At 71.3% G+C, this 24,072-nt stretch carries 22 protein-coding genes; 1 reads left to right on the forward strand and 21 read right to left on the reverse strand.

What is annotated here, in order from left to right:
• Positions 1 to 18 precede the first annotated feature (18 nt).
• Entirely contained in the window at positions 19 to 696 is a 678-nt protein-coding gene (locus tag FO059_RS09725; RefSeq protein ID WP_143908364.1) for an MBL fold metallo-hydrolase, read from the reverse strand.
• Positions 697 to 860: 164 nt separating this feature from the next.
• Between FO059_RS09725 and FO059_RS09735 the strand changes: the two genes are divergently transcribed.
• Entirely contained in the window at positions 861 to 1,673 is an 813-nt protein-coding gene (locus FO059_RS09735; RefSeq protein ID WP_199257087.1) for a peptidylprolyl isomerase, read from the forward strand.
• Between the two features lie 75 nt (positions 1,674 to 1,748).
• On the opposite strand, the gene FO059_RS09740 is transcribed toward FO059_RS09735, so the two are convergent.
• The 20 genes from FO059_RS09740 to FO059_RS09835 form a co-directional block, all read right to left on the reverse strand.
• On the reverse strand, positions 1,749 to 4,313 hold the full coding sequence (locus FO059_RS09740) for a RelA/SpoT family protein (protein WP_233266951.1): 2,565 nt from the start codon (positions 4,311 to 4,313) through the stop codon (positions 1,749 to 1,751).
• A gap of 49 nt (positions 4,314 to 4,362) precedes the next feature.
• Positions 4,363 to 4,920 carry an adenine phosphoribosyltransferase gene (locus tag FO059_RS09745; RefSeq protein ID WP_372497898.1) on the reverse strand — a complete coding sequence of 186 codons (558 nt, stop codon included), beginning with the start codon at positions 4,918 to 4,920 and terminating at the stop codon, positions 4,363 to 4,365.
• Between the two features lie 53 nt (positions 4,921 to 4,973).
• Positions 4,974 to 6,785 (reverse strand): ABC transporter substrate-binding protein, encoded by a 1,812-nt coding sequence (locus FO059_RS09750; protein ID WP_143908366.1) that lies wholly within the window; start codon positions 6,783 to 6,785, stop codon positions 4,974 to 4,976.
• 2 nt (positions 6,786 to 6,787) lie between these two features.
• Positions 6,788 to 8,038: a protein translocase subunit SecF gene (secF, locus tag FO059_RS09755; protein WP_143908368.1), complete on the reverse strand. Its 1,251-nt coding sequence runs from the start codon at positions 8,036 to 8,038 to the stop codon at positions 6,788 to 6,790.
• 1 nt (position 8,039) lies between these two features.
• The gene (secD, locus tag FO059_RS09760; protein WP_143908370.1) at positions 8,040 to 9,797 is read right to left on the reverse strand and encodes a protein translocase subunit SecD; all 1,758 of its coding nucleotides are present in this window, start codon (positions 9,795 to 9,797) and stop codon (positions 8,040 to 8,042) included.
• Between the two features lie 189 nt (positions 9,798 to 9,986).
• Positions 9,987 to 10,442, reverse strand: coding sequence for a preprotein translocase subunit YajC (gene yajC, locus FO059_RS09765; protein WP_143908372.1), 456 nt, complete (start codon positions 10,440 to 10,442; stop codon positions 9,987 to 9,989).
• A gap of 105 nt (positions 10,443 to 10,547) precedes the next feature.
• On the reverse strand, positions 10,548 to 11,570 hold the full coding sequence (gene ruvB, locus FO059_RS09770) for a Holliday junction branch migration DNA helicase RuvB (protein ID WP_143910623.1): 1,023 nt from the start codon (positions 11,568 to 11,570) through the stop codon (positions 10,548 to 10,550).
• Between the two features lie 104 nt (positions 11,571 to 11,674).
• Positions 11,675 to 12,295, reverse strand: a complete 621-nt coding sequence (ruvA, locus tag FO059_RS09775) for a Holliday junction branch migration protein RuvA (RefSeq protein ID WP_143908374.1) — start codon at positions 12,293 to 12,295, stop codon at positions 11,675 to 11,677.
• A 96-nt stretch (positions 12,296 to 12,391) separates the two neighbouring features.
• On the reverse strand, positions 12,392 to 12,976 hold the full coding sequence (locus tag FO059_RS09780) for a crossover junction endodeoxyribonuclease RuvC (protein WP_143908376.1): 585 nt from the start codon (positions 12,974 to 12,976) through the stop codon (positions 12,392 to 12,394).
• A 169-nt stretch (positions 12,977 to 13,145) separates the two neighbouring features.
• Positions 13,146 to 13,901 (reverse strand): YebC/PmpR family DNA-binding transcriptional regulator, encoded by a 756-nt coding sequence (locus FO059_RS09785; protein WP_143908378.1) that lies wholly within the window; start codon positions 13,899 to 13,901, stop codon positions 13,146 to 13,148.
• Positions 13,902 to 13,989: 88 nt separating this feature from the next.
• Positions 13,990 to 14,664, reverse strand: a complete 675-nt coding sequence (pdxT, locus tag FO059_RS09790) for a pyridoxal 5'-phosphate synthase glutaminase subunit PdxT (RefSeq protein WP_143908380.1) — start codon at positions 14,662 to 14,664, stop codon at positions 13,990 to 13,992.
• A complete protein-coding gene (locus FO059_RS09795) occupies positions 14,661 to 15,536 on the reverse strand; it encodes an acyl-CoA thioesterase (RefSeq protein ID WP_143908382.1) in 876 nt (291 codons plus the stop codon). Before FO059_RS09795 ends, pdxT begins: the two co-directional genes overlap by 4 nt.
• Positions 15,537 to 15,642: 106 nt before the next feature.
• Positions 15,643 to 16,551 (reverse strand): pyridoxal 5'-phosphate synthase lyase subunit PdxS, encoded by a 909-nt coding sequence (gene pdxS, locus FO059_RS09800; protein ID WP_143910624.1) that lies wholly within the window; start codon positions 16,549 to 16,551, stop codon positions 15,643 to 15,645.
• Between the two features lie 99 nt (positions 16,552 to 16,650).
• Positions 16,651 to 17,820, reverse strand: a complete 1,170-nt coding sequence (locus FO059_RS09805) for an NUDIX hydrolase (RefSeq protein WP_143908384.1) — start codon at positions 17,818 to 17,820, stop codon at positions 16,651 to 16,653.
• Positions 17,817 to 18,944 (reverse strand): glycosyltransferase family 4 protein, encoded by a 1,128-nt coding sequence (locus tag FO059_RS09810; RefSeq protein ID WP_143910625.1) that lies wholly within the window; start codon positions 18,942 to 18,944, stop codon positions 17,817 to 17,819. The genes FO059_RS09805 and FO059_RS09810 overlap by 4 nt, the downstream gene beginning before the upstream one ends.
• A gap of 33 nt (positions 18,945 to 18,977) precedes the next feature.
• Positions 18,978 to 19,901 carry a phosphatidylinositol mannoside acyltransferase gene (locus tag FO059_RS09815; protein ID WP_143908386.1) on the reverse strand — a complete coding sequence of 308 codons (924 nt, stop codon included), beginning with the start codon at positions 19,899 to 19,901 and terminating at the stop codon, positions 18,978 to 18,980.
• On the reverse strand, positions 19,898 to 20,560 hold the full coding sequence (gene pgsA / locus FO059_RS09820) for a phosphatidylinositol phosphate synthase (RefSeq protein ID WP_143908388.1): 663 nt from the start codon (positions 20,558 to 20,560) through the stop codon (positions 19,898 to 19,900). Before pgsA ends, FO059_RS09815 begins: the two co-directional genes overlap by 4 nt.
• Positions 20,554 to 21,084 carry an HIT family protein gene (locus FO059_RS09825; RefSeq protein ID WP_143910626.1) on the reverse strand — a complete coding sequence of 177 codons (531 nt, stop codon included), beginning with the start codon at positions 21,082 to 21,084 and terminating at the stop codon, positions 20,554 to 20,556. The genes pgsA and FO059_RS09825 overlap by 7 nt, the downstream gene beginning before the upstream one ends.
• 65 nt (positions 21,085 to 21,149) lie before the next feature.
• The gene (thrS, locus tag FO059_RS09830) at positions 21,150 to 23,231 is read right to left on the reverse strand and encodes a threonine--tRNA ligase (RefSeq protein ID WP_372497896.1); all 2,082 of its coding nucleotides are present in this window, start codon (positions 23,229 to 23,231) and stop codon (positions 21,150 to 21,152) included.
• A 171-nt stretch (positions 23,232 to 23,402) separates the two neighbouring features.
• Complete coding sequence (locus tag FO059_RS09835) at positions 23,403 to 23,972, reverse strand: mycothiol transferase (protein WP_143908392.1); 570 nt, start codon at positions 23,970 to 23,972, stop codon at positions 23,403 to 23,405.
• Positions 23,973 to 24,072 lie beyond the last annotated feature (100 nt).

The raw sequence follows: 24,072 nt of genomic DNA on the forward strand, positions 1-24,072 counted from the left end.
GGCCTTGCGCGCCCCGGCTCAGCCCACGTTGAGGCCGGCCAGGAACGGGTTGGTGGCACGCTCATCGCCGATGGTGGACTGGCCGCCGTGGCCGGGGAGCACCACCGTGCGCTCGTCCAGCGGCAGCAGGCGCGCGGCGATCGAGTCGAGCAGCTGCTGGTGGTTCCCGCCGGGCAGGTCGCTGCGGCCGATGGAGCCCGCGAATAGCGTGTCCCCGGTCAGCGCCACGGGTACGGGGCCCTGCTCGGTCTGCGCGGTGGTGAGGAAGTCGACCGACCCCTGCGTGTGCCCGGGGGTGTGCAGCACGTCGAACTCCAGTCCCGCGAGGGCGAGGTGGTCGCCCTGCGCCAGCGCGATCACCTCGTCGGGCTCGACGAACTCCGCGTCGCCGATGATCTGCGCCATGCCCGGGCCCATCCCGCGGCCCGGGTCGGCCAGCATGTGGCGGTCCTCTGGGTGGATGTAGGCGGGGATGGCGAACTCCCGGCACGCCGGTGCGACCGACCAGGTGTGGTCGAGGTGCCCGTGGGTGAGCAGGACCGCGACCGGCGTCAGATCATGCGTGGCGAGCACCTCGCGCAGCGGCTCCATCGCGTCCTGGCCGGGGTCGACGATCACGCAGTCGCCACCGTCGCCGGGCGCGACGAGGTAGCAGTTGGTCTGGAACATTCCGGCGGCGAATCCGGTGATGAGCACGGCGCCCTCCTCTCGCTGCCGGCCTGCCGGCCGACGTTCTGCGGGCCGCCCGGCGGCGTGCTGCCCGGCGGGGTCTCGGGGCTCAAGCCTATGCTGCTCGGCGGGGCCGCTCGACTCCGGACCGCCCGCCGGGGTACACGCCCCGCGCGACGAAAGGAGCGCCCATGCGCACGGTGTCGAGACGGCCGGTCCGGCGCCGCATTCCGGGCGTCCCCGGCGCCTGTGGATTCCCCGCCGCCTCCAGGTTCCCCGCCGCCCCCAGGTTCCTCGCCGCCCCCGCAATCCTCGCCGCCCCCGCATTCCTCGCCGTCGCCGCGCTCGCCGCATCCTGCTCGTCGGGCACCGCGGCGCAGTCCGCGCCCGGCGCCGCCGGCATCACCTGCTCCTATCCGGACTCGGGGTCCCCCGCACGCCCGGTGGACCGGCCCGGAAGCCTGAACGTGCCCGGCTACGGCACGGTCCCGGCCACGTTGCGCACGAGCGCCGGCGAGATCGGCCTGACCCTGGACCGCTCTTCCGCTCCATGCGCGGTGCACAGCTTCGCCTCCCTCGTCCGCCAGAAGTACTTCGTGCACACGCCGTGTCATCGGCTCACCGTCCCGCCCGCGCCCGTGTCGCTCCTGCAATGCGGCGACCCCACCGGCACCGGTGCGGGCGGTCCCGGCTACGCCGTGCAGGACGAGCCGCCCACCGGACTCGTCCCTGCCGACGGCGACCCGGGCGCGGTCGTCTACCCGCGCGGGACGGTGGCGCTGTCGAATCACGGGGTACCGGACTCGGGCGGCAGCCAGTTCTTCCTGGTGTACCAGGACAGCCCGCTCCCCCCGACGTTCTCGGTGCTGGGGCAGGTCGACGCGGCTTCCCTGCCCGTGCTCGACGCGATCGTCGAGGCCGGCGCCGACAGCGCCACGTCGCCCGGCGACGGCCACCCGCTGACCCCGGTGACGCTGCAGGCCGTGGTGCTGCCCGCGGGCTGAAGTCGGGTCATCACCGCCGGTGCAGCTGCCGGTGGAAACGGCGCGGCCCACGGGATCGCCCAGCGGCATGCGGGACTATGACGCCGACGTCACCCGGTACACGTCGTAGACGCCTTCGACGTTGCGCACCACGGACAGGACGTGCCCCAGGTGCTTCGGGTCGCCCATCTCGAAGGTGAACTTGCTGATGGCCACCCGGTCGCCCGAGGTGGTGACAGCGGCGGACAGGATGTTGACCTTCTCGTCGGCGAGCACCTTGGTGACGTCGGAGAGCAGTCGGTGCCGGTCGAGCGCCTCCACCTGGATCGCCACCAGGAACACAGAAGACGAGGTGGGCGACCACGACACCTCGAGGATGCGGTCGGCCTGCTCGCGCAGCGACGACGCGTTGGTGCAGTCCACGCGGTGCACGCTCACGCCGCCGCCGCGGGTGACGAAACCCATGATCTCGTCGCCTGGCACGGGGGTGCAGCACTTGGCCAGCTTGGTCATCACCCCCTCCATGCCGGTCACCAGCACGCCGGTGTCGCTGCTGGCGGGCTTGTGCGCGGGGACCGTGGACGGGGTGGAACGCTCGGCGAGCTCCTCCTCGACGTCGCCGATGCCGCCGAAGTGCGCGATAAGCCGGCTCACCACGTGCTGCGCCGACACCTGGTGTTCGCCCACCGCCGTGTACAGCGCCGTCACGTCCTGATACCGCAGCTCCTTGGCCACCGCGGCCATGGAATCGGCGTTCATGATGCGCTGCAGGGGCAGCCCCTCGCGGCGCACCGCCTTGCTGATGGCCTCCTTGCCGGACTCCAGCGACTCCTCGCGGCGCTCCTTGGCGAACCACTGCCGGATCTTGGCCTTGGCGCGCGGCGAGACGACGAAGTTCTGCCAGTCGCGACTGGGGCCCGCGTTGGGCGCCTTGGAGGTGAACACCTCCACCACCTCGCCGTTCTCGAGCTGCCGCTCGAGCGCCACGAGGCGGCCGTTGACGCGGGCGCCGATGCACTTGTGCCCCACCTCGGTGTGCACGGCGTAGGCGAAGTCCACCGGGGTGGAGCCGGCGGGCAGCGTCACCACGTCGCCCTTGGGCGTGAACACGAAGATCTCGCGCACCGCCAGGTCGTAGCGCAACGATTCGAGGAATTCCCCCGGGTCCGCCGCCTCCCGTTGCCAGTCGAGCAGCTGGCGCATCCAGGCCATGTCGTCGAGCTCGGTGGAGTCCTTGCCCGTCTTGGCGCCGTTCTTTCCGCGCAGCTCCTTGTACCGCCAGTGCGCGGCGATGCCGAACTCCGCGGTCCGGTGCATCTCATGGGTGCGGATCTGCACCTCCAGCGGCTTGCCCTCCGGGCCCACCACGGTGGTGTGCAGCGACTGGTAGACGCCGTAGCGGGGCTGGGCGATGTAGTCCTTGAAGCGCCCGGCCATCGGCTGCCACAGCGAGTGCACCACGCCGACGGCCGCGTAGCAGTCGCGGACCTCGTCGCACAGGATCCGGATGCCCACCAGGTCGTGGATGTCGTCGAAGTCGCGTCCCTTGACGATCATCTTCTGGTAGATCGACCAGTAATGCTTGGGCCGGCCCTCCACCACGGCGTGGATGCGCGAGGACTCCAGGTTGCGGCTCACCATGGAACGCACCTTGGCCAGGTAGGTGTCACGCGAAGGCGCACGGTCGGCCACCAGGCGCACGATCTCGTCGTACTTCTTGGGGTGCAGGATGGCGAAGGAGAGGTCTTCGAGCTCCCACTTGACCGTGGCCATGCCCAGCCGGTGCGCGAGCGGCGCGATGACCTCGAGCGTCTCCTTGGACTTGCGGGCCTGCTTCTCCGGCGGCAGGAACCGCATGGTGCGCATGTTGTGCAACCGGTCCGCCACCTTGATCACCAGCACGCGCGGGTCGCGCGCCATGGCGATGATCATCTTGCGGATGGTCTCGGCCTCCGCCGCCGCGCCGAAGTCCACCTTGTCGAGCTTGGTGACGCCGTCCACCAGGTGCGCCACCTCCTCGCCGAACTCGTCGGTGAGCTGCTCGAGGGTGTAGCCGGTGTCCTCCACGGTGTCGTGCAGCAGCGCCGCCGTGAGCGTGGTGGTGTCCATGCCCAGCTCGGCCAGGATCGTCGCCACCGCGAGCGGGTGGGTGATGTACGGGTCGCCGGACTTGCGCATCTGCGTGGCATGCCGCTCGGCCGCGACGTCGTAGGCCCGCTGCAGTTGCGACAGGTCGGCCTTGGGATAGACCTCACGGTGGAGGGCCGCAAGCGGTTCGAGCACCGGCTGCACCACCGTGTGGCGCTGGCCGGTGATGCGCCGGGCCAGCCGCGCACGGACCCTGCGCGAGGCGGACGCGGAACTCCCGGGACCCGGCGTACCGGCCGCCGCGCCGCCGCGGCCCGATGCTCCGCCGCCACCCGATCCGCCAGTGCGGCCGGGCGCCGGGCCGCCGGACTCCGCCGCGGTGCCCGACGTGAGCGCGCCGCGCCCCGGTCCCGCAGTACTCGCCGATCCCGCAGTACTCGCCGATCCCGCAGTACTCGCCGGCCCCGCAGCGCCGCCGGCTTGTGCGGTGCTGCCGGAGGCCGGGGTGCCTGGTCGGTCCGCTCCTCGATCCGGCCGCGACGTCGCCGCGCCGGCGTCGATCTTCTTTCCCACGAGGCCACCTCCTGCCCACCGGATCGTCGTGCTGCCCCGACTCTATCGCTCAGGCCGTGGTCAGGCAGTGCAGTCCCACACCGCCGAGGCGTTCACGGCCGCCCAGGCCGGGCACCTCCGAGACCACCGCCACCGACTCCACCGTCGCACCGCACCGGACCAGCAGGTCCACCGAGGCCCGCAGCGTGCCGCCGGTGGCCAGGACGTCGTCGACGACCAGCACGCGGCGGCCCTTCAGCGATATCGCCTCGGCCGGGACTTCCAAGGTGGCGCTACCGTACTCGAGTGCATACTCCTGGCTGTGCACGGGCGGCGGCAGCTTGCCCTTCTTGCGCACGGCCAGCACGCCGGTGCCCAACTCCAGGGCGACCCCGGCGCCCAGCAGGAATCCGCGCGCGTCGATCCCCGCGACCAGATCCACGCGCCCCGCCACGGGGGCGGCCATGGCGCGCATGATCGACCGGAGCGCCGGGCCGTCGGCGAACACCGGCGTCAGGTCCGTGAACAGAACACCCGGCTGGGGAAAGTCGGGAACCTGCCGGGCCAGCCGCCGGATGTCCTCCACCGCCGCGGCCTTCTCGGCGCGCACATCGAGCGGTTCCGCCACGGGCCGTGTCGACCCCGTATCCGCCGACGCCCGCTCCACCGGCTCCGACCCTGTCAATTCAGTACCATCCACCGGTCCATATTCCACCCGGCGCCCGCCCACGAGGTCGTCGGGGCCCCCGCGTGCAAACCATCGACGAACGAAGTCTGGCGCGGGGTGCGGTAGAGCGGCAGCGTCGGCATCTCGTCCCACAGGATCTGTTCGGCCTCACGGGTGAGCCCCAGTGCGTCGGCCCCCTCCCCGGTGACCTGCAACGTGCCGACGATCTCGTCGAGTCGACCGTTGGAGAACCCGCCGATGTTGCCGGAGGCGCCGGTGGTCAGTGCCGCCAGCCGCGCCAACGGGGTCGCGGGTCCACGCGGCGGACCGGACTGCGACCCGGCGGTGCCGCCCAGGACCGCGTCGACAACGCCGTCCTCCAGCGCCTGCGGGGTGAAATCGGCCGAACCCGAATCGTGGATCTGGATGCCGGCCGGGGCGCATGCCTTGGCCATCTGCGAGACGGCGGCGGCGCGGCGCGCGTCGGGGGCCCGGTAGCCGACGCGCACGGTGAGCCCGTCCAGTCCTGCCTCCGCGAGCGCGGCCTGCGCGGCCGCCACGTCCGGTTCTATGAAACCGCCCCCCGACGTGCCGGAGACGAACCCGTAGGCGAGCGTGCCGGGCAGCGTACTGCGCGAGTCCTGCACCGGCGTGGCCTCCGAGGTCGGGGCGCCGGGGGCGAACGACTCCGCGATCTGTCCGCGCGGCACGCAGGCGGCCACCGCCCGGCGCGCCGCCGCCGTGGCCAGCGGCCCGCGCTCGGCGAAGATCAGCTGCTCGACGTCGTCGGTGGCGGTCACCGTCGTCGCGTAGCCCTCCCCCAGGTCCATCGCCTGCTTGGCGCCGGCGCCCGTGTCGACCACCTCGATCTCGCCGTCGGCGGCCAGGGTGTTGACGGACGCGCTGCGCGGATGGATCGCGATCCGCTCGGTGCGGGCCTTGTCGCCCCACCACGACTCGTTGGCGACAAGTTCGATGCTGCCGTCCTCGTCCACCGTGTCCAGCCGATACGGACCCGACGACACGAACACGCCCGGGTCCGCGGTCCCCGGCTTCAACTCGAAGGCGGTGTTCCAGTAGTGCGCGATGGACCGCATCGCGTCGAGGTCCTCGTCCTGGACCGCCTGCACGATGTCGACGCCTGCAGGCGCCGGCGGCCCCGGGGCATCGCTCGTACCCGAGCCCTGTCCGCCCTCCTGGCCCTCGGCTGCGGCTCCGGGCTCGATCCCGGCGGCGCCCCGGGCGACGACGTGCGACGGAAGCATGCTCGTGGCCCCGAACACGGACCGCCAACCCTTGACGGCCCGGTCGCCCTCGTAGTGCACGACCGCTTCGCGGCTTCCCGGCTCGCAGTCGATGGCCGCGATCCGCGCCATCGCCGGGTCCACGGGGGCGTCGAAGAGCGGGACCTCGGCCCCGTCGGCGCCCGCCGCCGTGAACCGTCCGCTCTGCGCCGCCCAGGCCAGGACCATGTCGTCGCAGACCACCGGCGCGCCGTCCGAGTAGTTCGCGGCCGGATTGATCCGGTACTGGATGCTCGACGGATCGCCGGCCACCGGCGTGACGGTGCCGAAGTCGGTGTCCGCGATGGTCTCCCCGTGCGGCCCCGGGTAGCTGAAGCCGGTCTGCACGCGGACGAACGCCTGCCTCGCCGCGGATTCATCCCCGACCGCCGAGGCGACGTTGTAGGTGGGAACCGCGCCGTCGACCACGTATCCGATGCCCGCGGCCGGCGACCCGCCCGACGAGCACGACGCCACCAGTCCCCCGACCAGACCGGCCGCCGCCAGCGCCGCGAATGCCCGCACCGGCCGCCGCGCGCGCACGATCAGCTCCGCTTCCGCCGCTTCGACGCCGGTCGCGCGCCGGGCCGCGGTTTCGTCGCCGTGCCGGCCACGGTCTTCCGCGGCCGCTCTCCGCCGTCTGCGTCCGCCTTGTCGGCATCGTCCACGCCGCCGCCCGCGTCCCCGTCGGCGCCGTCATCATCAGCGTCGACTGCGGCGGCGTTCCGCCCGGCGGCCGCGGCGCGCTCCTCGGCGCGGGCGCGCCGATCGAGAACCTTCTTGTTGTGCCCCTTGATGTTCCCGCGCATCTCCTTGAACGTCACGAGCAGCGGTGTGGCCGTGCAGATGGACGAGTAGGTGCCCACCGTGATGCCGATGAGCAGCACCAGCGCCAGGTCCTTCAGCGTGCCCACGCCGAGCATCCACACCGCGATCACCATCAGCGAGAGGATCGGCAGGATCGTGGTGAGCGACGTGTTGATCGAACGCATCAGCGTCTGATTGACCGCCAGGTTCGCCTGTTCCGCATACGTACGTCTGCGTTGGTGGAACAGCCCCTCGACGTTCTCCTCCACCTTGTCGAATACCACCACCGTGTCGTAGAGCGAATAGCCGAGGATCGTCAGCAATCCGATCACCGTCGCCGGCGACACCTCGAACCCGACGAGCGAATAGATGCCCGAGGTGACGATCAGGTCCAACAGCACGGCGAGCAGGGCGGCGAAGGCCATGTCACGTTCGAATCTGATGGCGATGTACACCCCCACCAGCACCAGGAATACGACGAGGGCGAAGATCGCCTTCTGGGTGATCTCCCCTCCCCAGGTGGAACTGACCGCGGAGACGCCGATCGTGTCGATCGTGGGCGCCCCGTCGGCGCCCACCGGCTGGAACTCGTCGAACAGCGCCTGCCTGACCTCCGCGGACTGCGGCACGCTCAGGGTCTCCGCCTGGATGAGGAACGACGCCGACCCGCCGGAGCCGACGGTCTGCACCGATACCGGTTCGCTGCCGACGGTGTCTTCGAACACCTCGGAGACCTCACTGGTGGAGGTGTTCGGTGTCGCCGGGAAGGTGATGCGCGACCCGCCCTCGAAGTCGATGCCGAAGCTGAATCCGCGGATGGCCATGCTGAGGATGCACACGAGCACCACGACGCCGGTGAGGACGTAGAACTGCTTGCGCCGGGGGATGATCTGGAACGCGCCGGTGCCGGTGTAGAGCTTGGAGAAGAACCCTCGGCCGCCGGTCGTGGGCGGCGGGTTCTTGACCGCTGCGGTGGTGTTCTCGCCCATCTCAGCTCTCCTTCGCGGCCGCGGCCAGAGCCGCCGCCTTGCGTTCGCGTGCCACGGCGGACATCGCACCGAGTCCGTTCCAGCGCGGATTGGCCGCCCACTGCTTGGTCGACGCGATGTGCAGCAGCGGGTGCGTCACCAGGAACACGACGACGAGGTCGAGGATCGTCGTGAGGCCCAGGGTGAACGCGAAGCCCTTCACGTCGCCGATCGCCAGGAAGTACAACACCGCCGCGCCGATGATGCTCACCGTGTTGCCGGACAGGATGGTGCGGCGTGCGCGCGCCCAGCCCCGTGGCACCGCGGAGCGGAAGCTGCGCCCTTCGCGTATCTCGTCCTTGACGCGTTCGAAGTAGACGACGAACGAGTCGGCCGTGGTGCCGATGCCGATGATCAGACCCGCGATGCCCGCCAGGTCCAGGCTGTAGCCGATCGATCTGCCGAGCAGCACCAGCAGCGCGTACACCAGGACGCCGGACAGGATCAGCGACAACGAGATCAGCACGCCCAGAACCCGGTAGTACGCCAGGCAGTAGAGCAGAACCAGGATCAGGCCCACCAGACCCGCGATGAGGCCCGCCTGGAGTGAGGACAGCCCCAGCGTGGCCGAGACGGTCTTGGCGTCGGACTGCGAGAACGACAGCGGCAGCGACCCGTACTTGAGCTGGTTGGCCAACGACTGCGCCTCGGTCTGCGAGAAGTCGCCGAAAATGGACGTGGCGCTGCCGGCGGGCGTGACCCCCTCGATGACGGGGGCGCTGATCACCTCGGTGTCGAGCACGAACGCCGCGCGCTTCTGCAGGTTCTCGCGCGTGAAGTCCGCCCACACCTGGCTGGCGTCCGGCTTGAACTCGAGCGAGACGATGTAGCCGCCCTGCTGCTGGTCGAACTGCGACTGCGCGTTGGAGATCTGCTCGCCCTTGATGATGGCCGGGCCCAGGAGCATCACTTCCTGCCCGTCGGCGTTGCAGGCGACGAGCGGCAGCGCCGGGTCGTCGTTGCCGCGCAGCGGGTCCTCCCCCGAGCAGCCGGTGGCGGCCAGCGAGCTCATCGACTGCTGCTGCACCGCGGGATCGGTGCTCTGCCGGGTCTTCTTCGCGGCCTCGATCTCCGCACGGGCCTGGTCCGTCATCGCGGCCTCCGCCGGGGACGGCGCCGTCGTTCCCGGTGCGGTGGCCGGCTCGCCGCCCGCGGGGGCCGGCGTCGGGGCTGCGGGCGCATCCTCGCCGGGCGCCGGCGCGTCACCAGGCGCGGCGAGCGGGTAGACGCGGTTCTGCGGGGCCGGGGCCCCGTCCGTATCCGGGGCTCCACCGGATGCGCCCGGCTCCGGGGCGGACGGGGCGGGCGCGGGGGCCTGGGGCGCTCCCGCAGCGGCTCCCATGGGCTGCGACTGCAGGACCGGGCGGACCGTCAGCTTGGCCGTCTGGCCGAGGCTCTTGGCGGCCTCGCCGTCGCTGCCGGGGACCGTGATGACGATGTTGTCGCCGTCCACCACCACGCTGGCACCGGAGACACCCAGGCCGTTGACGCGGGACTCGATGATCTTGCGGGCCTGATCCAGGCTCTCGTCACTGGGACTGCTGCCGTCCGGCGTGCGCGCGGTGAGCGTGACGGACGTTCCGCCCTGCAGGTCGATACCCAGCTGCGGCGTCGGCTCGCGGTCGCCCGTGAAGAACACGAGCGCGTACAGCACTGCGACGATGACGCCGAACAACGCAAGGTAGCGGGCGGGATGGAACTGCCCGGATTTTTTCGCCACGACGCGCGAATCCCCTCGGTGGTGTCGGTGGAACGGTGATGGTCTGGTTGTGCCGGGGCATGCCGAGACCCGGTTCCCCACTACCGAACCGGACACGCCCCACGGCTGCGCACCGGCGGACACCCCTGTGGCAATCTACTCGACTGCGCTGCCACGGGGGTGATCCGCACTACGCCACCGGTCAGTTTGTCACGATTCGGCCACGTCGCCGTCGCGCCGCCGGTCCCGGTCCGATCCACGCCGCGCTTCGTCGCCCTGCGCGTCGCCGGCGAAGTCCTCGGGCGTGAGCTGGTCCGCGGAGAACCCCTCGATGTCCTCTTCGGTGAACCCGTCCTGCACGTCGTCCCCATCGGACTGGTCGTACCCGGCGTCCACGTCCTCGGCCGCGTCGCCGGTGAGGCGCTCGCGGATCGCGATGCGCTCCCAGCGGGTGATGACGCCGGGCGCGATCTCGAGGTCCACCGTGGCCTCCTGCAGGCCCGCGACCTCCGCGTGCATGCCGGACGTGGTCATCACCTCATCGCCCACTGCCAGGCTGGCCTGGGTCTCCTGCGTCTGGCGCATCATCTTCTTCTGGCGGCGCGTCGTCAGGAACAACGGCACCATGAGCACCAGAAGGATGAGAATGAAAATGATTCCGTCCACGCGATCGACCTCGCCCAACTCTCGAAACGTCACTTCGTGCGCGACAACGCACGAACCACCAGTGTGCCACCCGCGGCGGAAACGCGCCGCCACTGCATCGCCCGGTCAGTCGGCCGGACGCACCTCGATGCCCCCGTACACCAGCCCCTCCGGCGGCGTGAGCCCCAGATGATGCCAGCCGGCGGCGGTGGCGACCCGGCCCCTCGGCGTCCGCGCGATCATGCCCGCCCGCACCAGGAAGGGTTCGCAGACCTCCTCGACGGTGCCGGACTCCTCCCCCACCGCCACGGCCAGGGTGCCGACACCGACGGGGCCCCCGCCGAAGCTGCGGACGAGGGCCGCCAGCACCGACCGGTCCAACCGGTCCAGGCCGGCCTCGTCGACGTCGTAGACCCGCAGCGCTGCCCGGGCAACGGCCAGCGTGACCGTGCCGTCGGAACGCACTTCCGCATAGTCGCGCACCCGGCGCAGCAGCCTGTTGGCGATGCGGGGCGTGCCGCGCGCGCGGCCCGCGATCTCCCGGGCCGCCGACGGCTGCAGGTCCACGTCCAGGATGGCGGCGGAGCGCCGCAGCACGTGCTCCAGCTCGGCCGGCTCGTAGAAGTCCATGTGGGCGGTGAATCCGAACCGGTCGCGCAGCGGCCCCGTCAGCGCCCCGGACCGCGTGGTGGCCCCCACCAGGGTGAACGGCGCCACGTCCAGCGGGATCGACGTGGCGCCGGGCCCCTTGCCCACCACCACGTCCACGCGGAAGTCCTCCATCGCCAGGTAGAGCATCTCCTCTGCGGGCCGGGCCATGCGGTGGATCTCGTCGATGAACAGGACGTCGCCCTCGACCAGGTTGCTCAGCATCGCGGCCAGGTCGCCGGCCCGCTCCAGGGCCGGGCCGGAGGTCAACCGCAGCGACGTGCCCAGCTCGGTGGCGATGATCATGGCCAGCGACGTCTTGCCCAGGCCCGGCGGCCCGGAGAGCAGGATGTGGTCCGGCGTGGCGCCACGCTGCATGGCGCCGGAGAGCACCAGGTGCAGCTGTTCGCGCACCCGCGGCTGGCCGATGAAATCCTCGAGGGTCTTCGGCCGCAAGCCGGAATCGGTGTCGCCGTCGCCCGGGATCATCGTCGCGCGCATGGTCTCGTCCGCGGGGTCGGATTCGTCGTATCCCGTCCCACGGAAGTACGCGGCGTCCGCCTCCGTGCCGGCGTCATAGGCGCCGGCGCCGTATCCGTTCGTGCTCATCGCGCGCGTCCCAGCTTGGACAGCGCGCTGCGCAGCACCGCCGCGACGTCCTCCGCCCCCGGGGCGCCGGTGGACTCGGCGAGCACGGCATCCGTGGCCTGCTCGGCCCCGGCGACCGGGAAGCCGAGCCCCACCAGGCCGTCCACCACCTGCTCGCGCACGCCGGACAGCACCGGCTCCGGGGCGCCCGGCATCGCAGCGGCCGGCGGGCCGGACACCGCGGCCACCTTGTCACGCAGCTCGACGATCATCCGCTCCGCCGTGCGCTTGCCGATGCCCGGCACCCGGGTGAGGGTCTTGACGTCCTCGGCGCCGAGCGCGGCCGAGAGCGCGTCCGGCTCCAGCACGGCGAGGATCGCCATCGCCAGGCGCGGGCCCACCCCGGACACCGTCTGCACCAGGCCGAAAAGCTCGCGCGACGGCGGGCCGTCGAACCCGTAGAGCGTCATCGCATCCTCGCGGACCACCAGCGTGGTGGTCAGCACGGCCTGCTCGCCCCGGCGGAGCGTGCCCAGGGTCGCCGGCGTGGCGTGCACGCGGTAGCCCAGGCCGCCCACATCGATCACCGTGTGGTCGAGCCCCACGTGCAGCACCTCGCCGCGCACCGAGTCGATCATCGCGCGCCCGTCACCCCTTCATCGCTCGTCGAGACCATCGGTTCATCGCCCGCGGACGTCGTCCGTGTGCGGCAGCCGCACCGGGCAGGCGTCCCGTCATCGCTGCGCGCCCGCCTGCCGCCGCGCACGACGCTCCCGGGCCAGCCGCGCCTTGAACGCCTTCTCCTGCTCGCGCGCCCGCTTCTCCGCCTCGGCCATCCGGGCGATCATCGGCGCCCGCCAGCAGTGGCAGATGGCCAGCGCCAGCGCGTCGGCGGCATCCGCGGGCGACGGCGGCTTCTGCAACCCCAGGATGCGCGTGACCATCGCCGTCACCTGCGCCTTGCCCGCGGTGCCGTTTCCGGTGACCGCGGCCTTGACCTCGCTGGGGGTGTGGAAGCACACGTCGATGCCGCGGCGGGCCGCCGCCAGTGCGACCACTCCCCCCGCCTGCGCCGTCCCCATGGCCGTGCGCACGTTGTGCTGGGCGAAAACGCGCTCGACCGCCACCACCTGCGGTTCGTGCGTGTCCATCCAATACTCGGCGGCGTCCGCCACACGCATCAGCCGCTGGGACAGCTCCAGGTCCGAGGGGGTGCGCACCACATCCACGTCCAGCGCCGTGACCGCGCGCCCCGTGCCGCCCTCGACCAGGGATATGCCGCAGCGCGTCAGCCCGGGGTCGACGCCCATCACCCGCACGCCGCCACCGACCTCACCCTGCCCACTCTCCCCTCGCCGCCGCGCAGCTCCGAACTACTGTTCGAGACTTTAATGCACGACACCCCGCACGTCGAATACCTCCGACGCACGGGGTGTCGTGCGAGGGGCGCGGCCGCGCCTTTCCGGCTCGCGGCCCCGCCCGGACCGCTCAGTCCTCGTCGAGCGCCGCCAGGACCTCGTCGCTCAGGTCGACGTTGCTGTAGACGTTCTGCACGTCGTCGCTGTCCTCGAGCGCGTCGATCAGGCGCAGCACCTTCTTGGCGCCGTCGACGTCCACGGGAACCGACACGGACGGCTGGAAGCTGGCCTCCGCCGAGTCGTAGTCGATGCCGGCCGCCTGCAGGGCGGTCCGCACCTCGACCAGGTCGGTGGGCTCACTGATGATCTCGAAGGTCTCGCCCAGGTCGTTGACCTCCTCGGCGCCGGCCTCGAGCACCGCGAGCAGCACGTCGTCCTCGCTCTGGTCGCCCTTCTCCAACTGCACCACGCCCTTGCGGGTGAACAGGTAGGACACCGAGCCGGGGTCGGCCATGTTGCCGCCGTTGCGGGTCATCGCGGTGCGGACCTCGCCTGCGGCGCGGTTCTTGTTGTCCGTCAGGCACTCGATGAGCACGGCCACGCCGTTGGGGCCGTAGCCCTCGTACATGATCGTCTGCCAGTCGGCGCCGCCCGCCTCCTCGCCGCCCCCGCGCTTGCGGGCACGCTCGATGTTGTCGTTGGGGACCGACGACTTCTTGGCCTTCTGGATGGCGTCGTACAGCGTGGGGTTGCCGGCGGGATCGCCGCCGCCCGTGCGGGCGGCCACCTCGACATTCTTGACGAGCTTCGCGAACATCTTGCCGCGCTTGGCATCGATCGCGGCCTTCTTGTGCTTGGTGGTGGCCCATTTGGAGTGGCCCGACATGCAGTACGCCCCTTCCGAGGTTCCTCTAGCATCCGAGAGCAGCCCTGACCACACGCCAGGCGGTGGCCGACTGTGTTGACAATCGATTCTATGCGGCAGCCCGCACCATATCGACAAAGAGGCCATGAATCCGGAGGTCTTCTCCCATCTCCGGGTGGAACGACGTGGCCAGGGCCGCCCCCTGGCGCACGGCCACCGCCCGCTCCGCACCGCCGCGGTCCACCGCGGCCAGCACCTCCACGCCGGGGCCGACACGCTCGATCCAGGGGGCGCGGATGAACACGGCACGCACCGGATCGCCGGCGATCCCCGTTATGCGCAGATCCTCCTCGAACGAGTCCACCTGGCGGCCGAAGGCGTTGCGCCGCACCGTCACGTCCAGCGCGCCGAAGTTGACTGCGTCCTCGCGGGTGTCGAGCACCTCCGCGGCGAGAAGGATCATTCCGGCGCAACTGCCGTACACTGGCAGGCCGTCCGCAACGGCACGCTGGACGGGACCGATCATGTCGAAGACGCGCAGCAGCCTGCTCATCGCCGTCGACTCGCCACCTGGGAACACCAGGCCCGCCACCGAATCGAGGTCCTCCGCGGTGCGCACGGGCACGGCGTCCGCGCCGCACGTGCGCAGCGCGGCGAGGTGCTCGCGCACGTCGCCCTGCAGCGCAAGCACGCCGATCCGGGGCGGAGTCCGCCGCGGCCCGGGCGTCGCCGGGGCCGCGGGCACGGCGCCGTCGGAGCGCACGGTTCCAGCAGTGGTGCTCATTCGCCCGCCTTGTTCATCGCCGCTCCATCACTGGTGATGATCGACGATCCGCCGCCGGGCGCCACGGGCCGCATGAGCCCCTCCTGCACCACAGCGGCCACCAGCCTGCCGTCGCGGGTGAAGATCCGCCCCTGGGTCAGCGCCCGCCCGAAACTCGCCGACGGCGACGTCTGGTCGTACAGCAGCCACTGGTCGGCGCGGAACGGCCGCAGGAACCACATGGCGTGGTCCAGCGACGCGTTGGCCGTCTCCCGATCACGGTGCGGGACCTTCGCCGAGTCCAGCAGCGTCATGTCGCTCATGTAGGCGAGCGCGCAGATGTGCAGGACGGGATCCTCCGGCAACGGCTCCCTGTGCCGCATCCACACCTGCTGGCGCGAGGCTGTGCCCGGCGTCGCCGACTGCTCGGCGGGCACCATGCGCAAGTCCCAATCCGCCCACTCGTTGCCGAACCACAGACCCTCGTCCGGGTCGCCGCTGCTGCGCAGGTCCGGCAACTGTTCCGGCAAGGTCACGTCGGGCATGCGGTCCTGGTGCTCCAGGCCGTCCTCGCGGATCTGGAACGACGCGGACATCGCGAAGATCGTCTCGCCGTCCTGGACACCGCTCACCCGGCGCATGCAGAAGTTCCGGCCGTCCTTGACCCGATCGATCAGGTACACCGTGGGCTTCGCCGGGTTGCCGGGCCGCAGGAAGTTCGCGTGCAGGGAATGCACCAGGAAGCGCGGATCCACGGTGCGCACCGCGGCGACGAGGGCCTGCCCCGCCACCTGGCCGCCGAACGTGCGCTTGAGGAGGGTGTCGACGACGGGCCCGCGGTAGATGTCCCGCTCCAGTCGTTCGAGGTCGAGGACCGCGCGGATATCCGTCATCCGCCCAGCGTAATGCAGGCCCCGCCGCCACAGTCCGCGGGAGCCGGGTGATCGTCGCGATGCACCCGACTCCCGCCGACGCGGTGCTTCCCCGGGCCCGGTCAGCTCACCAGCCGCGCTCGGCCAGGCGGTGCGGCTGCGGGATGTCGTCGACGTTGATGCCCACCATGGCCTCGCCGAGGCCCCGGGAGATCTTGGCGAGCTGGTCCGGATCGTCGTAGGACGCGGTGGCCTTGACCACGGCGGCCGCGCGCTCAGCGGGGTTGCCGGACTTGAAGATGCCGGAGCCGACGAACACGCCCTCGGCGCCCAGCTGCATCATCATCGCCGCGTCCGCGGGGGTGGCGATGCCGCCGGCCGTGAACAGGGTGACGGGCAACTTTCCGGCCCTCGCGACCTCCGCGACCAGCTCGTACGGCGCCTGCAGCTCCTTTGCGGCGACGAAGAGCTCGTCCGATGCCATGGTGGTGAGCTTGGCGATCTCCGCGCGGATGCTGCGCATGTGCGTGGTGGCGTTGGAGACGTCGCCGGTGCCGGCCTCACCCTTGGAACGGATCATCGCCGCCCCCTCGGTGATGCGGCGCAGCGCCTCCCCCAGGTTGGTGGCCCCGCAGACGAACGGCACCGTGAACTGCCACTTGTCGATGTGGTTGGTGTAGTCGGCGGGGGTGAGCACCTCCGACTCGTCGACGTAGTCGACGCCCAGCGACTGCAGGATCTGCGCCTCGACGAAGTGCCCGATGCGTGCCTTGGCCATCACCGGGATGCTGACGGTGTTGATGATGCCGTCGATCATGTCCGGGTCGCTCATGCGCGACACGCCGCCCTGCGCGCGGATGTCCGCGGGCACCCGCTCGAGCGCCATGACGGCGACCGCGCCGGCGTCCTCGGCGATCTTCGCCTGCTCCGGGGTGACGACGTCCATGATCACCCCGCCCTTGAGCATCTCGGCCATGCCGCGCTTGACGCGCGCGGTGCCGACAGTCGACTCGGAACCGTTGGTCGAATTGTTCACGGAGTTGGTCACGAAGTGCTCCCTGGTGTGTCGTCTCGGGGTATCGCCGTCCATCCTATGCCGCGGCACCGCACGTCCGTTCGGCGGTCGGACCCGCGATCAGCGGATGGTGCGCACCTCACGCGGGCGTGCGCCGCCGAGGCATTCGAGCGCGTCGGGCAACAGTGCGGCGAGGTCCTGCGGGTAGACGTCGACGCCCGATCCTGCCAGGTCTTCGAGCTCGTCGGCGGAGAACCAGCGGTGCCCCAGCAGCGCGTCCCGCTCGAGCTCGGTCCGGGCCGCGGGCTGCGGCTCGAACGCCTCCGTGCGGAGTACGAAGAAGTGCTCTTCCGAGTGCATCATCGCGCCGTCCCAGGGGAACAGGGACAGCCGGCGCCAGATGGGGCCGCACAGCTCCTCCGGCCGCACCCGCAGACCGGTCTCCTCCCAGAGTTCGCGCACCGCGGCCTCCCGCAGCGACTCGCCGGCCTCGACGCCGCCGCCGAAGGTGAACCAGAATGGCGCGTCGGAGCGGTGCGGGTCCCGCCCACGCGCCAGCAGCGCCCGCGCCGCGTCGTCCACCAGCAGCACCCGGGCCGAGACCCGGTTGCCGGTGCCGGCGGGCGCGGGGACAACCGGCTCCCCTTCCACCGAGCTTCTCCGTTCGGTGGATATTCGGCCGGAAACCGGCGCGATTCCAGCCGAAAGTCCACCAAACGCGGCACTGGCCCCGGCGCCGGGGTCCGCGGACGCCGCGTTGCGCAGCGACTCCTCGGTGATGTCGAAGTACGCGGGCATCTGCGCGGTGCCGCCCAGGCGCAGCCACCGCACGAGCCGTCGGCCCTGCAGCGCCCTCGTGTCGCGCACCGCGTCGTTGTGGAATCGACGCGCGATGAGCACGCGGGCGTCGGCGTCAGCGAGTTCCGCCGCGTGCACGGGGCGCACCGCCGACGGGTCGACGCCCGCCAGGGCACGCGAGAGCGCGTTCTCCGCGCGCTCACGATCGTCCCTGTCGGCACGCTCCGCCCGCAGCGACAGGTCCATGAGCGCGACCGCGTCGCCTTCGCCGCGCCCGCCTGGTCCCGCCGCGGACTCCTCGAGATCATGGGACAGCGACCGTACGACGACGGCGCGCCGGGCCAGCGCCGCGTCCAGGGCCTGCCAGGCGAGGTCGGTGCGCACGTGCAGCCGGTCGAGGCGGTTCGCCGTGCCGTACGCCCACAGAGCCGCGAGCACGAGCAGCGCGACGACCAGGCCGACGACGGTGACGGTCAGTGCGGAGATCGTCATTCGCCCACCGCCCGCACTCGCCTGTCGCCCACCATGACCGTTTCATACACCCGCAGGATCTGGTCGGCGACCACGGGCCAGTCGTAGCCGCGCACCACGCGGTCGCCGACGGCCACCAGCCGCTCACGCAGCGCGGTGTCGGTGAGCACCCGGTCGATCCCCGCGGCGAGCGAGCGCGGGTCTCCGATCTCGGTGAGCACGCCCGCCTCACCGTCGCGCAGCACCCGGCGGAACGCGTCCAGGCTGCTGGCGACCACCGGGGTGTGCGCGGACAGCGCCTCGACCAGGACGATGCCGAAGCTCTCGCCGCCCAGGTTGGGCGCGACGTACACGTCGGCGCTGCGCATCGCCGACGCCTTTTCCTCGTCGCCGACCTGACCCAGCAGCCGCAAGTGCCCGGCCAAGCGCCCGGCACGGGCGCGCAGCTCGGCCTCGTCGCCGCGGCCGACCACCAGCACCTGCAGGTCCGGGTGCCGCTCCACCAGCGCGGGCAGCGCGTCCAGGAGCACCCCCATGCCCTTGCGCGGCTCGTCGTAGCGGCCGAGGAAGAGCACCGTCCCGCCTCGCCGCGGGTAGCCGTCCAGCATCGGGGCGCCGGCGAACGCGGACACGTCCACACCGTTGGGGATCTCGACCGCGTCGGCGCCGAGGGCCTGCACCTGCCAGCGACGCGCCAGCTCCGACACGGCGATGCGCCCGGAGATCTTCTCGTGGTACGGCCGCAGCACGCCCTGGAACGTGGCGAGCACCAGCGAACGCGTGGTGGAGGTGTGGAAGGTCGCCACGATGGGCCCCTCGGCCACCTTGAGCGCCAGCATCGACAGGCTCGGCGCATTGGGTTCGTGCACGTGCAGCACGTCGAAGTCGTTGTCGCGGATCCAGCGGCGGATGCGCGCATAGGTGCCCACCCCGAATCTCAGCCGCGCCACCGACCCGTTGTAGGGGATGGCGACGGCGCGCCCCGCCGACACGACATACGGCGGCAGCTGCACCGATTCCGACGCCGGGGCGAGGACGCTCACGTGGTGGCCGCGCGCCAGGAACACCTGCGCCAGCTCGCTCACGTGCGCCTGCACCCCGCCTGGCACGTCGAACGAGTAGGGGCAGATCATCCCGATGCTCAGCCTGCGCCCGCCATCCGTCTCGGTCACCGTCGCCTACCTGATGCCGAGCCGGGCGCGCCGCTCGTCCGACAGGTCCGACCACCACAGCGACTGCAGCATGTGCCAGTCGGCCGGATGCGCGGCGATGTTCGCGGCGAAGGCGTCGGCCACCGACTGGGTGGCGGCCTCCACGCCCCGGGCGACGTCCACGGGCGGCGCGATGGAGAAGCCCCAGCCGCCCTCGGTGAACCAGCAGTGCACCGGCAGCAGCGCGGCGCCGGTCTCCGCGGCGAGCCGGGCCGGACCGGCGGGCATGCTGGTGCGTTCGCCGAAGAAGTCGACGGGGACGCCGCGCCCGGTCAGGTCCCGCTCGCCGAGCAGGCACACCACCTTGCCCTGCTCGAGCCGCGCGCGCAGCGCGCCGAACGGCGGCTCCTCGCCGCCGCTGAGCGGGAACACCTCGAATCCCAGGCGCTCGCGGTAGTCGACGAAACGCTGGAACAGCGATTCCGGCTTGAGCCGCTCGGCCACGGTGGCGAACTGCCCCCAGGTGTGCACCAGCCACACGCCTGCGACGTCCCAGTTTCCGGAGTGCGGCAGCACGAGCACCGCGCCCTTGCCCGCGTCCATCGCCGCCGCGAGGTGCTCCTGCCCCTGGACCGCCGAGTCGACGCTCGCGGCGACCCGCGCCAGGTCCATCGACGGCAGCCGGAACGCCTCGCGCCAGTACCGCGCGTACGACCGGAGCGAGGCGCGGATCAGGGCGTCCGGCACGCGCTCGGGCGTCGAGCCCATCACCCGGGCGAGGTTGGCCCGCAGCCGGTCCTGTCCCGCGCCGCGCCGCCACGCGATGTCCGCGCCCAGGTCGAACGCGCCGCGCGCGACCCGCTCCGGCAGCAGGCGCACCGCCCGCCAGCCGGCCGCGTATCCGGCGTCGCTGAGTCTTTCCGCCCGGCTCCGCCGCGCCTGCTCCGTCACGTGTGCTCCTCCGGAGCCGGGCGGTCCAGCGGGAGCAGCTCGCGCGCGCCCGGCGAGCTGCTCACCGACCACATGCGCTGGCCCACGGTGATCACGCTGCCGACGGCCAGGAGCCACATGGCCGCGAACAGGATCCACGGCTGATCGAAGATCCCCGTGAATCCGGCGCCGGCGAGCACGATGATGAGCCGGTCCGGCCGCTCGATGAGGCCGCCGTCCCCGTTGAGCCCGCTGGCTTCCGCGCGCGCCTTGGCGTAGGAGATCACTTGCGAGGTGACCAGGCAGATCAGGGTGGCCACGAGCAATAGCCGGTGTTCCGTCGTGTCGTCGAGGCCGTAGACCACCCACCAGGCGAGGCCGGCGAAGATGGCGCCGTCGGCGATCCTGTCGCAGGTGGCGTCCAGGACCGCGCCGAACCGGGTGCCGCCGCCGCGCGCACGCGCCGTCGCCCCGTCGAGCAGGTCGAACATGACGAAGAACCAGATCAGGAGGGCACCCCAGAACAGGTACCCCATCGGGAACAGGGTGAGCGCCGCCGCGATGGACGCCACGGTGCCCGTGATGGTGATCACGTCGGGCGTCACGCCCATGCGCACGAGCTTGCGCCCGATCGGGAGCGTCACCTTGGACACCGACGCCCGGGCGAACACGCTCAGCATGCGGACCACGCCTCGGCGAGCAGCGCGCGGGTGTCGCCCAGCAACTGCGGCAGCACCTTGGTGCCACCGACGACCGTGATGTAGTTGGCGTCGCCGCCCCAGCGCGGCACCACGTGCTGGTGCAGGTGCGCGGCCAGCGATCCGCCCGCGGCGGCGCCCAGGTTGATCCCCACGTTGAACGCGTGCGGGTGCGATACGGCACGTATGGTGCGCAACGCCTGCTGCGTGAACGCCATGAGCTCCGCGCTCTCGCGCCCGTCGAGCTCCTCGAGCCCCGCGACGTGCCGGTAGGGCAACACCATCAGGTGCCCGGGGTTGTACGGGTACAGGTTGAGCACCGCGTAGACGGATTCGCCCCGCGCGACGACGAGGCCGTCCTCGTCGCCCATGCGCGGGATGTCGCACAGCGGGCACCCGCTGGACTCGCCGGGCGGGACCGCGGGCGCCTCGGCGACGTACGACAACCGGTGCGGCGTCCAGATCCGTTCCAGGCGATCGTCGTCGCCCACGCCCGTCGGCCGCAGCCCGGCACGCGACTCCGGGCCCGCATCGGCCGGGCGGTCCTGCCGCACCGCCGGATTCTCACCCGTCACTCCGGGGCCTTCCCCTGCTGTGGCCGCGGCGCCGCCTGCATCAGTTCCGCCGTGGGCGAGGCGTTCTCGCGCCTACCGATCCACCCGGTGATGAGCGCGACGGCGTCGTCCACGGGCACCCCGTTGACCTGGGTGCCGTCCCGGAAGCGGAAGCTCACCGCGCCGGCCTCCACGTCGCGTTCACCGGCCAGCAGCATGAACGGCACCTTCTGGGTGGTGTGCGTGCGGATCTTCTTCTGCATGCGGTCGTCGGAGATGTCGACCTCGGCGCGCAGGCCCGCCTTCTTCAACCTCGACGCCACGTCGAACAGGTGCTCTTCGAAGGCCTCCGCAACGGGGATGCCCATCACCTGCACCGGCGCGAGCCACGCCGGGAAGGCGCCCGCGTAGTGCTCGGTGAGCACGCCGAAGAACCGCTCGATGGAGCCGAACAGCGCCCGGTGGATCATGACCGGGCGGTGCTTGGCGCCGTCGGACCCGGTGTACTCGAGCTCGAAACGCTCGGGCTGGTTGAAATCGAGCTGGATGGTCGACATCTGCCAGTTGCGCCCCAGCGCGTCCTTGACCTGCACGGAGATCTTGGGACCGTAGAACGCCGCGCCGCCCGGGTCCGGCACCAGCTCCAGGCCGGAGGCCTCGCCCACCTCGCGCAGGGTCTCGGTGGCCTCCTCCCAGGTGGCGTCGTCGCCGACGTACTTGTCCGGGTCCTTGGTGGACAGCTCCAGGTAGTACTCGTCGAGGCCGTAGTCCTTGAGCAGGTCCAGCACGAACTCGAGGGTGCGGGTGAGTTCCGCGCGCATCTCTTCGCGGGTGCAGTAGATGTGGGCGTCGTCCTGCGTCATCCCGCGCACGCGGGTGAGGCCGTGCACCACGCCCGACTTCTCGTACCGGTACACCGACCCGAACTCGAACAGCCGCAGCGGCAGCTCGCGGTACGAGCGGCCGCGCGAGCGGAAGATCAGGTTGTGCATCGGGCAGTTCATGGGCTTGACGTAGTAGTCCTGCCCCGGCTTGCGCAGCGTGCCGTCCTCGTTGTACTCGGCGTCGAGGTGCATCGCCGGGAACATGCCCTCGCGGTACCAGTCCAGGTGGCCCGACACCTCGTACAGGTTGCCCTTGGTGATGTGCGGGGTGCTGACGAACTCGTAGCCCTCCTCGATGTGCCGTCGTCGCGAGTAGTCCTCCATCTCCTTGCGGACGATCCCGCCGCGCGGGTGGAACACCGGCAGCCCCGAGCCGAGCTCGTCGGGGAAGCTGAACAGGTCGAGCTCCGCGCCCAGCCGGCGATGGTCGCGCTTCTCCGCCTCGGCCAGCAGCTCCAGGTACTCGTCCTGGCGCTCCGTGGACTCCCAGGCCGTGCCGTAGACCCGCTGCAGGTCCTCCCGGCTCTGGTCGCCGCGCCAGTACGCGGCCGAGCTGCGGGTGAGCTTGAAGGCCGGAATGTGTTTGGTGGTGGGGATGTGCGGGCCGCGGCACAGATCCGCCCACACCCGCTCGCCGGAGCGGGGGTCCAGGTTGTCGTAGATGGTCAGCTCTTTGCCGCCGACCTCCATGACCTCCGGGTCGTCGATGCCCGACTTGTCGTCGATCAGTTCGAGCTTGAACGGCTCGGACGCCAGCTCCGCACGGGCGTCGTCCAGGTCCTCGACGACCCGGCGGGAGAACCGCTGCGAACCCTTGATGATCTTCTTCATCCGCTTCTCGAGGCGGGCGAGATCCTCCGGGGTGAACGGCTCGGCCACCTGGAAGTCGTAGTAGAAGCCGTTCTCGATGGGCGGGCCGATGCCCAGCTTGGCCTCGGGGAACTCCTGCTGCACCGCCTGGGCGAGCACGTGCGCGCACGAGTGGCGGATGACGCTGCGGCCGTCCTCCGTATCTGCGGCCACGGCCTCCACCTCGACATCGACGTCCGGCACCCAGGCCAGGTCGCGCAGTTGTCCGTCGCCGTCGCGGGCGACGACGATCGCGTCGGGCCCCTTCCCCGGCAGGCCCGCATCGTGGACCGCCCTTCCGACGGACGTCCCGGCCGGGACCCGGACGGTCGGGGCGGCAAGGCTGTTCACGGCTCCGGAAGACACGGCTGCGGGGCTCCTACTCGCTCGTCGCGGCGACTGCATACCCGGCAGCCGCCTATCCGTACGATCGTATCGGTACTCGGGCGCGCCGCTGCAGGTGGCGCGCCCGAGTGCCGCCCGCAGCGGATACGGCGCCGGTGACGGGCGGACGCGGCCCGCCACCGGCGCCGGGTGTCAGGCGACCGGAGCGGCGACGCCGTCCGCGAGATCGTTGAGCTCGTAGGCGCCCTTGCCGTCGATCGACTCGCGGAGGATATCCGCGTGCCCCGCGTGCCGGGCGTACTCCTCGACAGCATGCAGGGCCACCCAGCGCATCGGCCAGGAGTCGAGGTCGTCGGGGAACCACGGCTGGTCCGGCACCGGCACCGGCCGTTCGAGGTCGGCGGTCGCCAGGTGCTTTTCGACCCAGTCGGCCTGCGCCCGGAGCTCGTCGATGAGGACCTGCGCGGTGTCGCCGGGACGCACGGCCCCGGGCAGGATGCCGCCGGCCGCCCAATCCGCGTCGTCGTACGCGCCGGAGTCCGGTACGAACTCCGGGTCGAGCTGCGCGAGCAGCCCCTTCGAGGACACGAACAACACGTGCCGCGCGAGCGCGCCGAGGCTCATCCCCGAAGCGCTCGGGGTGGACCGGATCTGCTCGTCGGACAGACCATGCAGGCTCGCCGCGATCTGCCGCAGCTGCTGCGCCGCGAACGCGGACAACCCGTCGTTCTCGCTGGTGATGGTTCGGGTGAGGAACGGCATCGTGCACTCCTTGGAAATCGTGGATCGATTTGCCTTGCATCACCCACCGTCGACCCCTTAGCGGACAGTATCGGTCCGCATATCTGTGCGATCGTGGATC

The organism is Tomitella fengzijianii, from assembly GCF_007559025.1.
Taxonomy (GTDB): Bacteria; Actinomycetota; Actinomycetes; order Mycobacteriales; family Mycobacteriaceae; genus Tomitella; species Tomitella fengzijianii.

Bases quoted from the DNA above. Each gene is read 5' to 3' on its own strand.
- FO059_RS09735 (WP_199257087.1), top strand. From the start codon at position 861: ATGCGCACGGTGTCGAGACGGCCGGTCCGGCGCCGCATTCCGGGCGTC.
- secF (WP_143908368.1), bottom strand. From the start codon at position 8,038: ATGGGCGAGAACACCACCGCAGCGGTCAAGAACCCGCCGCCCACGACC.
- ruvB (WP_143910623.1), bottom strand. From the start codon at position 11,570: ATGCGCGCGACGATGATCCCGGGCGACGGCGACACCGATTCCGGCTTG.
- ruvA (WP_143908374.1), bottom strand. From the start codon at position 12,295: ATGATCGACTCGGTGCGCGGCGAGGTGCTGCACGTGGGGCTCGACCAC.
- FO059_RS09785 (WP_143908378.1), bottom strand. From the start codon at position 13,901: ATGTCGGGCCACTCCAAATGGGCCACCACCAAGCACAAGAAGGCCGCG.
- pdxT (WP_143908380.1), bottom strand. From the start codon at position 14,664: ATGAGCACCACTGCTGGAACCGTGCGCTCCGACGGCGCCGTGCCCGCG.
- FO059_RS09795 (WP_143908382.1), bottom strand. From the start codon at position 15,536: ATGACGGATATCCGCGCGGTCCTCGACCTCGAACGACTGGAGCGGGAC.
- FO059_RS09805 (WP_143908384.1), bottom strand. From the start codon at position 17,820: ATGACGATCTCCGCACTGACCGTCACCGTCGTCGGCCTGGTCGTCGCG.
- pgsA (WP_143908388.1), bottom strand. From the start codon at position 20,560: ATGCTGAGCGTGTTCGCCCGGGCGTCGGTGTCCAAGGTGACGCTCCCG.
- FO059_RS09835 (WP_143908392.1), bottom strand. From the start codon at position 23,972: ATGCCGTTCCTCACCCGAACCATCACCAGCGAGAACGACGGGTTGTCC.